12 protein-coding genes are annotated in these 13,054 nt (G+C 65.2%); 5 read left to right on the forward strand and 7 right to left on the reverse strand.

Annotation, left to right across the window (positions count from 1 at the left end; genetic code table 11):
* Positions 1-110: 110 nt before the first annotated feature.
* From ACSFC5_RS01465 to ACSFC5_RS01475, 3 genes are all read left to right on the forward strand, one after another.
* Entirely contained in the window at positions 111-839 is a 729-nt protein-coding gene (locus ACSFC5_RS01465) for a helix-turn-helix domain-containing protein (RefSeq protein ID WP_440763496.1), read from the forward strand.
* An 84-nt stretch (positions 840-923) separates the two neighbouring features.
* Positions 924-2,351, forward strand: a complete 1,428-nt coding sequence (locus ACSFC5_RS01470; protein ID WP_440763497.1) for an APC family permease — start codon at positions 924-926, stop codon at positions 2,349-2,351.
* A gap of 54 nt (positions 2,352-2,405) precedes the next feature.
* On the forward strand, positions 2,406-3,620 hold the full coding sequence (locus tag ACSFC5_RS01475; protein ID WP_440763498.1) for a M20 family metallopeptidase: 1,215 nt from the start codon (positions 2,406-2,408) through the stop codon (positions 3,618-3,620).
* Positions 3,621-3,638: 18 nt separating this feature from the next.
* On the opposite strand, the gene ACSFC5_RS01480 is transcribed toward ACSFC5_RS01475, so the two are convergent.
* The 7 genes from ACSFC5_RS01480 to ACSFC5_RS01510 form a co-directional block, all read right to left on the reverse strand.
* Positions 3,639-5,633: a bacterio-opsin activator domain-containing protein gene (locus tag ACSFC5_RS01480; RefSeq protein ID WP_440763499.1), complete on the reverse strand. Its 1,995-nt coding sequence runs from the start codon at positions 5,631-5,633 to the stop codon at positions 3,639-3,641.
* A gap of 151 nt (positions 5,634-5,784) precedes the next feature.
* Positions 5,785-6,420 (reverse strand): DUF6517 family protein, encoded by a 636-nt coding sequence (locus ACSFC5_RS01485; RefSeq protein ID WP_440763500.1) that lies wholly within the window; start codon positions 6,418-6,420, stop codon positions 5,785-5,787.
* A 212-nt stretch (positions 6,421-6,632) separates the two neighbouring features.
* The gene (locus ACSFC5_RS01490) at positions 6,633-7,091 is read right to left on the reverse strand and encodes a Tfx family DNA-binding protein (protein ID WP_440763501.1); all 459 of its coding nucleotides are present in this window, start codon (positions 7,089-7,091) and stop codon (positions 6,633-6,635) included.
* A 194-nt stretch (positions 7,092-7,285) separates the two neighbouring features.
* Positions 7,286-7,837 carry a hypothetical protein gene (locus ACSFC5_RS01495; RefSeq protein WP_440763502.1) on the reverse strand — a complete coding sequence of 184 codons (552 nt, stop codon included), beginning with the start codon at positions 7,835-7,837 and terminating at the stop codon, positions 7,286-7,288.
* A gap of 194 nt (positions 7,838-8,031) precedes the next feature.
* The gene (nadE, locus tag ACSFC5_RS01500; RefSeq protein WP_440763503.1) at positions 8,032-8,910 is read right to left on the reverse strand and encodes an NAD(+) synthase; all 879 of its coding nucleotides are present in this window, start codon (positions 8,908-8,910) and stop codon (positions 8,032-8,034) included.
* Positions 8,911-9,256: 346 nt separating this feature from the next.
* Positions 9,257-10,255 carry an MBL fold metallo-hydrolase gene (locus tag ACSFC5_RS01505; protein WP_440763504.1) on the reverse strand — a complete coding sequence of 333 codons (999 nt, stop codon included), beginning with the start codon at positions 10,253-10,255 and terminating at the stop codon, positions 9,257-9,259.
* 109 nt (positions 10,256-10,364) lie between these two features.
* Complete coding sequence (locus ACSFC5_RS01510) at positions 10,365-10,862, reverse strand: TRAM domain-containing protein (protein ID WP_440763505.1); 498 nt, start codon at positions 10,860-10,862, stop codon at positions 10,365-10,367.
* 226 nt (positions 10,863-11,088) lie between these two features.
* On the opposite strand from ACSFC5_RS01510, the gene ACSFC5_RS01515 reads away from it, so the two are divergent.
* On the forward strand, positions 11,089-11,880 hold the full coding sequence (locus ACSFC5_RS01515) for an electron transfer flavoprotein subunit beta/FixA family protein (RefSeq protein ID WP_440763506.1): 792 nt from the start codon (positions 11,089-11,091) through the stop codon (positions 11,878-11,880).
* A complete protein-coding gene (locus ACSFC5_RS01520) occupies positions 11,877-12,830 on the forward strand; it encodes an electron transfer flavoprotein subunit alpha/FixB family protein (RefSeq protein WP_440763507.1) in 954 nt (317 codons plus the stop codon). Before ACSFC5_RS01515 ends, ACSFC5_RS01520 begins: the two co-directional genes overlap by 4 nt.
* Positions 12,831-13,054: the final 224 nt, after the last annotated feature.

Raw genomic sequence — 13,054 nt, forward strand, 5'->3', positions numbered from 1 at the left:
ACTCGTGAACGTATTCACATCTCGCCGGGCGGGTGCTCGGACGACTCGACGCCCGAAACGCCGGTCTACGGTCTGGTGTTTATTTATCGCCGCCTCCCGTAGCGCCACCTATGGTGACTCGCTTTCCGAGCGTCGACGAGGACGTCGAGGGATCACGGTTACAACTCGACATCTGGCACCCGGAGTGCTGGACGCTCGAGGTCACCGACGGCGCGCCGGGCGGGTTGCTCGGACACGGGGTGTACGCCATCGACGGAAAGGCCACCGGCCGATTCACCGCGTACGGCCGATCGATCGACGACCTGGAGGAACTCCTCGCGGCCATCGAGGCGTCGTCGTTGACCGACGCCGTTCGGGAGGTCGACCAGCACTACGCCACCGACGTCGGGACGCCCGATCCCGAGAACGTGACGACCGGGCTCGTCGTGCAGTACGAACTGACGAACAGCATCAACGACGCGCTCGTCTCGCGGGGGTTCATTCCCGACGAACCCGTCCGGATGACCGACGGCCGCGAGTACTGGACGGTCGTCATCCACGAGGATCGAGCGGCGATCGCCGATCGCCTCGACGAGATCCGCGAGGAGAAATCGGCGGTCGTCGAGGTCGAGACCGTGCGATCACTCCACGAGGGGGTGACGAACGGCGTGTTCCGGACCGACTGCCTGTCCGAGCGACAGCGCGAGGTGTTCGAACTCGCGCGCACCAGCGGGTACTACCGCTGGCCGCGCGAAACGACGGCGGCCGACCTCGCCGCGGAACTCGACGTCGCCGAGGCGACGCTGCTCGAGCACCTTCGAAAAGCCGAATCGAAACTCCTCGATCCCGGCGCGGAGTAAGCGGGTTGAGCACGAACTGCGACGGAAGACCCTGTCTATCTAGGGTGGGGGTTGAATCGAGTGCATTGCATGGTGACAATTATCATGGCACCAGATGCCACAAAATCGGATCGGAGCCTCGCCCGCGACATCGGTCCTCTCGGTGCGATCGCCACCGTCGTCGCTGGGACCCTTGGGGCGGGACTGTTCGTCACCCTCGGGACGGCCAGTTCGACGACCGGCCCGAGCGTCATTCTGGTCATCGCGCTGTCGGGGATCATCGCGATGGCGATCGCGATCAACTACAGTTGGCTCGCGACGATCTTTCCCGCGGCCGGATCGACGTACTCGTACGTCACGCGCGTGTTTCGCAACCGCCTCGCCGGGTTCGTCGCGACGTGGTCGCTCTGGCTGGGATACATGGCGGCCGTCTCCGTGCTCGCGCTCGGGTTCGGCAGCTACCTACAGGTGTTCTATCCCGGCGTCGATCCTCGGTGGGCCGGTATCGCCCTGATCACCGTCCTGTTCGTCGTAAACATGCTCGGCGCTCGTCGGTACAGCATCTCGCAGAACATCATCTTCGTTCTGCTGGTCGTCTCCATCCTGGTGCTGGTCGTCCCCGGGACGTTCACCGTCGAGGCCGGCAACTACACGCCGTTCTTTACCGGCGGGTTCGACGGCGCGCTCGCGGCGGCCGTCCCGCTGTTCTACGCCTACATCGGGATCGCCGTCGCGGGCGAAATCGGGGCCGAAGTCAAAAACCCCTCGAGGAACCTGCCGCTCGCGATGGCCGGCGGGACGCTCATCCTCATCGCCCTCTACATGTGGACCGCCGCGGTCATCTACGGCGTCGTCGGAGATTACACCGTGCTCGCCCAGTCCGACCGCCCGCTCTCGACCGCCGCGGAGACGTTCCTCCCGGTGAACGCGACCGCCATCGTCGGCATCGGGGGGTTGCTGGCGACCGCCTCGAGCGTCCACGCCGTGATGGCCGCGGGGATCAAGTTGCCGTACTGCTGGGCCTGGGACGAGGTGTTCTCGACGCGATTTTCGGAGGTCAACGAGCGCTGGCGGACGCCCCACTGGTCGCTGTTCACCCTGTTTGCGGTCTCGGTCGGCCTGACCTTCTGGACGGGCGGGCTGGACCAGGTTATCGCGATCGCGACGTTCAGCTACCTGATCGCCTACGGGGCAACGTCGTTCACCGCGATGTACCTCTACCTCAAGCGGCCGGCGATGCGCGACGAAGCGGCCTTCGATCCCGGGAGGTGGATCTTCGTCCCGGGGCTGCTCGGGCTCGGCGGCTGCGTGCTCTTGCTCTCCCAGGCTTACCAGGGTTCGATGACCGTCTACGTCCCGTGGCTCGCAATCGGGCTCGTCGTATTCGGCGCGTACTGGTACAGAGGCCAACAGTCCGAGACGGACGTCGACGCGATCCTCGATACGCTGCCCGGCGTCCCGACCGACGAGTACAGCCCCGCAATCGCCGACGAACCGACGGTGGCCGACGATGGAACGCCCGCGGATGACTGACCTGAGCGACCGAACACGCACAACGACTGATACGAGCAATCGAACACGAATCCAATGAGCGAACGTACCCACACCCTGGCGGACGACATCGACTCCGACGAGACGATCGCGTTGCTGCAGGATCTCGTTCGGATACGGAGCCCGTACTTCGAGGAGGCGAAGATCGTCGAGTTCGTTTACGACTGGCTCGAGGACGAAGGGCTCGAGCCGGAGTATCAGGCGGTGAGCGAACCCGATATCACCGGCTACGAGGGAAACAACGTCCTCGCACGCCTCGAGGGGACGGACCCGGACGCGCCAACGCTACTGTTGAACGCCCACGTCGATACGGTCCAACTGGTCGAGGAGTGGGACGAGGACCCGCTCTCGGGACGGCTCGAGGACGGGAAGTGCTACGGACAGGGCGCCTGCGACATGAAAGGCGGGCTCGCGGCGGTGCTCGTCGCGTTCCGGGCGCTCGCCGACGCCGATCTGCAGGGTGACGTAATCCTCTCTGCAGTCGTCGACGAAGAAGGCCCCTATGGGCTGGGCGCGGATCAGCTGATCCGGGACGGTATCACCGACGAGTGCGACGCGGCGATCGTGACCGAACCCGGTCCGATCCTCGCCCAGTCGGACATCGAGAACCCGGCACTGATACTCGGCGCACGCGGCCGATTTCTCTACGACATCACGGTTCGGGGACACGCAGCCCACGGTTCACAGCCCGAGAAGGGACAGAACGCGATCGTCGACGCCGGCGAACTGGCCGGCGCGCTCGCGGAGATGGACGTCGGTTCGCATCCGCAACTCGGCGACGGCTCGGTCTGTCCGCTGTCGATCGAGGGCGGGGGCGAAACGCTCTCGGTCCCCGAACGCTGTCGCCTGCTGGTCGACCGCCACGTCGTGATCGGCGAAGACGCGGAATCCGTACTGGCCGACGCCGAGCGCGTCGTCGACGATCTCGATCTCGGCTCGGAAGTCGAGGTCGGATTCCGCGAGGCCCCCGCGACGGACGTTCGCTACGGCCCGTACGTCACCGACGAGGACCATCCGCTGGTTCGATCCCTGCGGTCGTCCGCAGAATCGGTCACGGGCCGGCCCCCCGCGATCGGCTACTTCTCGAGCGTCGGCGACTTCAACTACTTCGGCCACCGTGCCGGCCTCCCGACGGTGATCCTCGGCCCCGACGGCGAGAACATTCACGGCGCGGGCGAGTTCGTCTACACCGACGATGTCGTCGACGTGGCCCGTACGCTCGTCGATGCGGCGACCGAGTTCGCAGGATAGGTGGCTGGCCGAGACCCGTCAGACCGGATCCGATTCGTCGACGACCGCCTCGACGAGCTTTCGCTGGGCTGCTCGGAGGTGTTCGTGGAACGTCGGGGCCGTCACGTCCATCGAGTCGGCGATTTCCTCGCCGGAACTGTTTCGGGGCCACTCGAAGTAGCCGCCGTAGTAGGCCATCTCGAGTGCGGTCCGCTGGCGGTCGGTCAACGCCTCGGCCAGTTGCGCCTGGAGTTGCTCCAGCGACTCGCTCGAGGGGGAGACCTGACGCCGAGCGACGGTTCGGATGCTGGAATAGACGTCCGTCAGTTCGCCCATAACGGCGCGAATGTTCGTTCCTGTGGGGAAGTGGACCGTCGTGGTGTACTTCCCGTCGTGGATTGCCGCCGCCTCGACGTAGCCGCCGTAGGCGTCGATGACCCCGAACATCGGGGGCGAGGTGATTGCCAACTCGAATTTTACGTCACCGGCCGACCGCTGTAGCACCGATACCTCGTCCCAGTGGGGGACGCACTCGACGATCTCCTCGAACAGCGGAAACGTCTCGGAGTCCGTCGTTCCGTACTCGAGGTACTGTTCGTCGCCCGTCCGGACGACCCGGTCGAACCAGATCGAGTGGCCGGTCATGTCGGGCCCGTCGAACATCGCGACTGCGTCGTCGATGACGAGTTCGAGTTCGATCAGATCGTCGCCGAGCAGGACCCGTTTGCGCTCGAGGGCGGCGATGGCGTGGCCCAGAATCTCGCCGAGTTGGGCGACGACGCCCCGTTCCTCGTCGGCGAACGCGTTTCGACGCGCGCTCGTGATCCCGAGGATGCCGTACAACACGCCGTCGTACGTGATCGGGATGGCGGCAGCCGACTCGTACCCGTGTTCCCGGGCGTCCTCGCGCCAGGGTTCGAAGTCCGGATCAGCGAACACGTCGTTCGACACCTGCATTTTGCCGGTTCGAATCGCTTTGCCGGCCGGACCGCGGCCGGCCGGGTCGTCGGCATCCGTCGAGAGCGGGATCGACTCGACGTAGCCGTCGATCCCCGCTTCGACGCGGTGGGTGACCGATTTCGATCTGATGTCGACGTCCGCGATGAACGCGAATTCGTAGGACGGCGAGTCGGCCAGCGACTCGCAGGTGACGCGCTCGAGGTGAGCCCGAGTCGATCCGGTGACGACAGCGTCGTTGATCCTGCGGACGACGCCGTTGACGTGATCGAGCGCGGCCAGGCGCTGGCGCTGGCGCTCGAGTTCCGCTTCGCGCCGTCGAGCCTCGGTAACGTCTCGGAGAATCGAGAGGTGCGTTCCGGGCAACACGTTTGCGACGGAGTTGTACTCGACTATCCGTTCCGTCCCGTCGGGTCGAACCAGCGAGAACGAACCGCGGAGCCGCCCCCGCTCGAGCAACGTCTCCCAGGCCGAACTGACGTTGTGATCGTCGTGGATAAACTCCTTGAGCGAACGGCCGGAGATTTCCGACCGATCGAGCCCTAACAGCTCGCTTGCGGCCGGGTTGGCGGCGACGATCTCGTTCTCGTCGCCGACGAGAATCGCGTCGTGTGCGTCCTCGAAGATCGATCGAAGCCGTCTGTTACCGTCCTCGAGTTGACGCTCGCGGCGCTTGCGTTCAGTGACGTCGGCGACGAGAACGGTCACGCCGGACTCGTCGGGATAACACCGCGCTTCGAACCAGCGGTCGGTCCGTTCGTCGTGTGCGTCGACGGTGATCCGTCGCTGGCGTTCGAACGCGCGTTCGTGTGCATCGCCGAACAGCGACTCGAGGTGGTCGGTCACGGAGTCAGCCGCACCCTTCTCGGGCCCATCTGCGTCCGCAGGTTCGTCGACTGCGTCGGCCACGGATCGATCGAAGAGCGACCGGGCTCGCTCGTTGACGAGCGTATACCGAAGATCGGTATCCAGCGTGTAGACGGCGTCGGAGACGCGGGCGAACGCGTCCTCGAGTTCGCTCCGCTCGTCCGGTATCGGCTCGCTTTCAGCCTCGATAACTCGCCACTCGTCGCCCATGTTCGCCCCTGTCAGCCGCGCTCAATAAACGTAGCGGGTAATACTACTTTTCTGAATGGTGATAGCACCCAACACGCTAACAGTTATCGGGATACTCGTCGAATCACCCGCCGCGAATCGGGAAACAAGTGGTTACGGTGGGCATCTCAGCTCAGTCGGCGGGCTCGATCGTTCGAATCAGGTCCGCGACCGTCTCCCGGTCGGACTCCGGGTCGACCTCGAGCCCGGCCGGCAGGTCGCCCCCGTCGGTCGCACCGTCTCCGTCGACGACGTCGCTTCCATCCTCGAGCGGCAAAATTCCGCCCGCCATTCCGAAACTCGCCTCGGTCGGCCAGACGGCGATGTGGGCCTCCGCGTCGAGCCACTCGTCCTCGCCCGCCGTTAGGTCGGGGGAGACGGGATAGTCCGCGTCGAGGACGAACCACGTCCCTTCGGCGCCGTTCGTCGCCTCGAACTCGAGGGTGTTTCGCGTCCCGTCGACGCGCAGCCCCTCGTCCTCGAGGATCGTGACGAACTGCGACTTTGCCTTCGGCGCGGCCTTCTCGAAGGCCGATTCCGGTGCCATACCGAGATCCGAGAGCGCCGGGGAGAACCTCACGTCGACGGTGAACAACGAACGAACCGGAATCTCGCTCGCGCCCAGCGCCGCCAGTCGGTCGGCGGTGTCGGTCGGTTCGTACACCGTCGTCTCGGCGGTGATCGATGCGAGAAGCACGCTCGATTCGCCAGTCTGGGTTCCCAGCGCTCGCCACGAGTCGGCCAGCGACGCCGGCAGGTCGATCGTCATCGCTCCTACGTACGCGGCCGTCGCCTTTCGCTCTGGCGGTCGTCTCGAATCGAGAGAATCACCATACAGTGAGCGATTCGGGTGCACTCGAGAAACTCAGCCCGTTCGCATCGACCGGATGGGGCCAGCACGCTCGAGGTGATTAGTGACAGAGGTTCACGCTGGTCTCCGCTGCAGACGCACGCCGGTCACTGACTGCAGACGCACGCTGGTCACTGCTGGTGGCGTACGCGAACCGTCCCCTCGGCGGTGACGCCGACGATCAGCGGCGTCGATATCTCGCGGCCCGACACCGCAGCGCCCGCGGCGTCGCTGACGACCTTCATCAGGTCTGGCGCGGTGTGATCGACCTTGACACCCTTCTCGTCACAGGCCTCGTAGACGAGCTGTGGCACGTCGTAGAGGTCGGTACCCTCCGGGACGCGGACGCGAACCGGTGCCCGCAGCGCCTCGGCGAAGGCGACCGTCTCGCGGGCCTTCTCGAGGTTCTCGCGGCCGCTCGATTCGATCGAGGAGACGTTCGCCCGCGAGGTCCCGAGCGCGTCGGCGATGTCGGCTTGCGAGGTGTCGCGCTCGCGAAGCGCGAGTACCTGGGCCTGCCGGCGCGTCAGCACGCTCGTCTCGGCGTCGAACCCGATCTCCTCGAGTAGCTCCTCGACCTCGTCGATCACGACGACCACCGCGTTCGTTCGACCGACCGTAGACCCTCGAGTTTGGTTTCGCGTGCACTCATACAGTACACTAAGCCGGCGGCGGGATCAAAGCTTTCCCGATCCGACGGGTCATACGGTTTGCTCTACCGATGTATCGGTGGGACCGCAGGGCGGATCGCAGTCCCGCCGAAAACGACGTACAGCAGATAGTATCAGTTGCCGCCGGTCGCGGTCGCCCGCGCCCGTTCGTGGTACCAGCCGCCGAACGCCCCGAGCGGGACGATCAGCCAGCCGGCGAAAACCGCGCTGAACAGGAGTGCCGAGACCGAGATGACGACGGCGAACACGAGGAGTTCTCCCAGCGCCAGCGTCCCGGTCGCGAGCGTTACGGCGGTGAACACGAGCGAAACACCGAGGGAGCCGCCGATCATACCGGTGGCTGCCGTACACGCACCCAGCAGTGCGCCCGTGATCGGGTCCAAGGCGTCCGCGTCGACCGCGCGCCAGCAGAGCGTCCCGGCGACGAACGACGTCACCACGCCGAACGGGGCGAAGAGCAGCCCGTACGCGACAGCGAAGCCGAGATCGCTCGTACCGGTGACTGTGGGAACGGTGTCGGTCAGGAGCAACAGGCCGGTAGCGACGAACCAGATGGTAATCGCGAGCACCCCCGTGGCCGCCATCGCGATCCCGGCGCCGATATCGCGTCTGGACGCGTACGGCAGTCGACCGGGACCGAAGCGGCGACAGATCGAATCGGGCATCGAATAGACAGTGTTGGCGAAACAAGTTAATAGTTCGTCATTTTTCGACGGTTGAGAGGGGCGGGAAGCGATCCAGCCGACGGCGGACAAACCGGCCGAACACCAGATACCAGTTACACGACCGCCAGCAGTCGTATCGGTGGCGAGACCGCCGACACCTGCGAGGACGTGCTTCAGTGGAGTCGGTTCAATCGCTAGAACGGGTTCTCGAACGCCTCTCGAGTCCCCGGCGTCAGGGGGAGCCGCCGTTTGTGTCGCATACTGGCGTACCAGTCGGCGATCCGTTCGACCGCCGCAGCGTCGACACCGACCCGTTCGGCGACGGCCGCGACAGCCAGCCCTTCGTCGACGCGTAATCGCAGTATCCGGTCCACGGTTTTCGGCTCGATATCGAGTTCGTCACCCGCGAACTGATCTGCGCCAACACCAGGGGAGACGGACTCTGCGACGAGGTCCGTGGGAATCTCGAGTGCGCCGGCGAGCGCCCGGACCTCGGTCGCGTACAGGTCGCCCAGCGGGAGACAGTCGACCCCAGTGTCGGCGTGTTTCGTCAGCGTCCCGAGGAAACGGTCGGTTCGCGTCGCCGTCCCGACGACCACCGCGTTCGACGTGTTCGCGACGTAGTACGAACAGGCCATCCGCAGTCGGGCTGCGACGTTCTCCATCGCGACGAGATCGTCGGCCGGCTGAGCGGTCGCGCCGATGACCTCCTGAAACGCGCCGAGCAACGGCTGGAGCGGGACGCGGCTGTACTCGATATCCAAGACGGATGCGATGGCCTCCGCGTCCCGCGCCGCCGCCTCCTGATTCATGTAGGCCGGCAGGACGAGCCCGGTAACACGGTCCGAACCGAGCGCGTCGACGGCGAGCGTGGCGGTGACCGTCGACGCGAGTTCGCCGTCGAGGGCGATCACGACGCCGTCCGCGCCCGCGTCGTCGACCTGTTCCTCGATGAACGCCGGGACGATCTCCTGAAGCCGCGTCAATGCGTCGGGGCCGGTCGCGAGTCCATCGTCGTCCCGCGGGACCCCATCGTCTCGAGCGCGACCGACCGCAGCGGCGTCATCGGTCATCGCTGCCCGGTCCGCGGTGTCCGTGGCGGTTGCTCGACCTCGTAGCGGTCGATCGATCGCTGCGAGTGACTCGAAGAGGGGCCACGGACGAACCGACGACCGTACCCCCATGGGACTGTCGAAGAGATACTCATTCACTTCGAACACCGCCTCTCAACCCACATAGGCATTTCCTAGCCATATCATTCCACAATTGGACAGTGTTTGAATACTTAGTATGATATTCATACACCTGGATGGCGGCGAGATCGCACGGCTGGAGAGGGTCGAATCGGGACGATAAGGGTCGAAACGGGGCGGATAGGGGGCGAATCCGTGCCGAAAACGGAACGGAAGAAGACGGGCGTCAGTACTCGAGCGTCCAGCGCTCTTCGTCCTTCGCGGCGAGTACCTCGCTCACGCCGTCGGCCAGCCGGTACTCGTCGCCCTCGCGAACGACGGTTCCCGCGCGCTCGAGATGCTCGAGGTGGGCATATGACTCGCCGGGTCCGTGGAGGATATGGATGCTCTCGAGTTCCCCGAACAGGTCCGCGCTGACGGTCCACGTGTCGCAGGGCCCCTTGCGATCCAGCGCGTCGAGCACTCGAAACGCGCGTTCCTCGTGGTGGTCGATGATGTACTGCGCACGAGCGGCCGGATCGTCGATCGGGTCGCGGTGGCCCGGCCACGCGCGGTCGTAGTCGGCGTCGACGATCCCCTGTAACGCCCGGAGATACTTCTCGAGCGGCCGGTCGACGCGGACGTCGGCGCCGCCGACGTTGGGGGTGTAGACGGGTAACAGCGCGTCGCCGGAGACGACCTCCCGCCGGCCCTCGAGCGTCGTCTCGAACATCGAGAGGCCGGCCGCGTGGCCGGAGGTGTGGACGGCCTCGAGGTCGTGGTCGTAGCCGTCGAGCGAGAATCGATCGCCGTCTTCGAACGCCGTCACGGTCGGCGACTCGTTCGTACCGCCGGCCGATGCCATCCGCTCGCGGAGCACTTCTTGTTTCCCTTCGGGCATCCCCCACTCGTCGAAGTACTGTCTCTGCAGGTCGTACATCGCTTCCCAGGCGTCCTCGTCGCCCTCGATCAGCGGCGCGTCGGCCTCGTGCGCGTAGACCTCGGCCCCGCTCTCGGCCTGAATCGGGCCCGCCAGCCCGGTGTGGTCGCCGTGCCAGTGCGTGAGGAAGATCCGGTCGACGTCGGCGAACGCGAGTCCGCGCTCGTCGAAGGCGGCCTCGAGTTGCTTGCGGGTCGTCTCCATCCAGTCCCCGGTATCGATCAGCACCGTCTCCCGCCCGTCCGCGAAGAGGTACGCGTTGTTGTCACCTTCGAACGCCGAATTCGACAACGAAATCCGATCCATGCGGGGATATCGCACGAGTGGTGAGAAAACTGTTGTGACCGCGGCGGTTCGCGAACGGCAAAAACGGCGACTGCTCGATGACTGTCCACTCATCGAAACGCACGGTGCCTTACGAGCCCCAGAAATTCTCGCGACTGCCGAGGCGTTCGCGTTTCTCGGCCGCGGACTCTCTCGAGTCGTCTCCTGTCTCCGTCGACGCGTCTCCGTCACCATCGTCATCGGAGTCGTCGATCGCGTCGGCGTCTTCGGCCTCCTCCCCCTCTGCATCCGGGTCCATCGGGAGGAGTTCGAGCTCCTCCGCGCGGGCGTGGTTGCTGTGGACGCGCGTGATTTCGACGCGAGCGCGAGCCTCCGGCAGGACACCGTCGACCATGACGATGAACCCGTCCTCGGTTCGACCGACGCCGGCACCGCTCTCGTGCATGTCGACGACGTCGACGACGACCTCCTCGCCCGCTTTGACGGGCTGGGTCTTCAGGTCCTGAATCGGCTGGCCGTAGTGGTTGCACCACTCTTTCCCACCCCGATCACCGTAGTGGCTACACCCCATTCCCGAGATCCGTTCGGAGAAGCTCGGACAGTCGTCGGCAAGCGGACAGTCTGCCATAGCGCGTACTACCAGTGGCGTCGTTAAACCGTTTCCGTCTCGCAGATCGACGTTCGTTTCACCGATCGAAGACTGAGCTGGAGAAAACGCTGGTAACTCCTTTCCGGCTGTTTGTCGAGGAACGTAATACACACCGGATGAATCTGCGGCGACTGGAAAATGAACGGCTCCCATCTGAAAGCGCGTTTCGAAAAGATTTACGGTACGGACGTTGCAGTGATTGATGATGAAAATCCTCGTTACGGTCAAAGAAGTCGCGACCGTCGAAGACGAGTTCGAGATCGAGGGTACTGCAATCGCTGATCAGTACCTCGGTGCCGACCTCAACGAGTGGGACGACTACGCCATCGAAGAGGCCGTCCAGCTCCAAGAGGCCGGCGTCGCCGACGAAGTCGTCACGGTTACCATCGGTCCGGAAGACTGCGAACAAACAATCCGCCAGGCGCTCGCGAAGGGTGCCGACCGCGCCGTCCGCGTCTGGGACGACGCGCTCGAGGATGTCGACCTGCTCGACGTCAACGCGAAGACACAGATCCTGAGCGCCGTCGTCGAGGAAGAGGATCCCGACCTCGTCCTGACGGGCGTCCAGGCCGGCGACGACAGCTTCGCCGCGACCGGCGTCTCCGTCGCCGAAGAGATCGGCGCCCAGTGGGGTGCCGTCGTCAACCATCTCGAGCACGAGTTCGACGACGGCGTCGCCTCTGTCCGACGCGAACTCGAGGGCGGCGTCGAGGAGCTCACCGACATCGAGCTGCCGGCCGTCCTCACGATCCAGACGGGTATCAACGAACCGCGCTACGCGAGCCTGCGCGGCATTCGACAGGCCCAGCGCAAGGAACTCGACGTGCAGGGGCTCGCAGACCTCGGCGTCGACGAGGGCGAGATCGAAGGCGACCTCACGCTCACGGACATGTACGAGCCCGAGAGCGAGAGCGACGCGACGATCTGGGAGGGAAGTCCCGAGGAGACCGCCGCCGAGTTAGGTGAGATGCTCCGCAACAAGGGGGTGGCGCCATGAGCGACGTCCTCGCAGTGACGGAACACCGCCGCGGCGACCTTCGCGACGTCAGCTACGAAATCATCACCGCGGGCCGCCAACTGGCCGACGAGACCGGCGGCGACCTTCACCTCGCCGTCATCAGCGGCACCGTCGACGAGTTCGCGGACAAAGTCAACCGCGAAGGCGTCGACGCCGTCCACACCGTCTCCCACGGCGAGGAGTTCAACCACGACGTCTACACGCAGACGATTACCCAGCTCTACGACGACCTGGCGCCGCAGTACATCCTCGCGCCCAACAGCGTCAACGGCCTCGACTACGCGCCCGCCGTCGCCAACGCGCTCGACCTCCCCGTCGTCACCGACACCATCGACCTCGAGACCGACGGCGAGACGCTGATCGCCACCCGCGAGATGTACGGTGGCAAAGTCGAGACGACCAACGAACTCGAGGGACCTGCGCTCGCGACGATCCGGAGCGCCGAGTGGCCGGTCGCCGAGGGAACGGGAGACGCCTCGATCGAGGCCTTCGATGCCGAGATCGACGAAGACGCCGTCGGCTCGACCGTCAACGGTTTCGAGGAAGTCGGCGGGGGCGACGTCGACATCAGCGAGGCCGACGTGCTCGTCAGCGTCGGTCGCGGGATCGAAGAGGAAGACAACATCCCGCTCATCGAGGAACTCGCCGACGCGCTCGACGCGACGGTGTCGTCCTCGCGCCCGATCGTCGACAACGGCTGGCTGCCCAAGAACCGACAGGTCGGCCAGTCCGGGAAGGTCGTCACACCGGACGTTTACATCGCCATCGGGATCTCCGGTGCCGTCCAGCACGTTGCCGGCATGAAGGGCTCCGATACGATCGTCGCGATCAACACGGACCCCAACGCCCCGATCATGGACATCGCCGACTACGCGATCCACGACGACCTCTTCGACGTCGTCCCGGCGCTCACCGAAGAGTTCCAGTAACGCTCATCGCGCTCACCGAAGAGTTCGGCGGGCAAACGAGTGAGTCACGGCAGTCCGTCTTTTCGTCATCGGTGGTGAGTTGCTCGAGTGCGTACATTCGAGCGGACTACGAGCGAGAGTCGGCGACGGCGTGTTACTTCGTCCCCCGACCCCACCGGCGAGATGACCGGTCCGTCAAACGGATCAAAAACCCCGTTCCAACCGGAGAGTGACATCGATCCGAC

Origin of the sequence: Natronorubrum marinum (genome assembly GCF_052040125.1) — an archaeon.
In the GTDB taxonomy this organism is placed as follows: Archaea; Halobacteriota; Halobacteria; order Halobacteriales; family Natrialbaceae; genus Natronorubrum.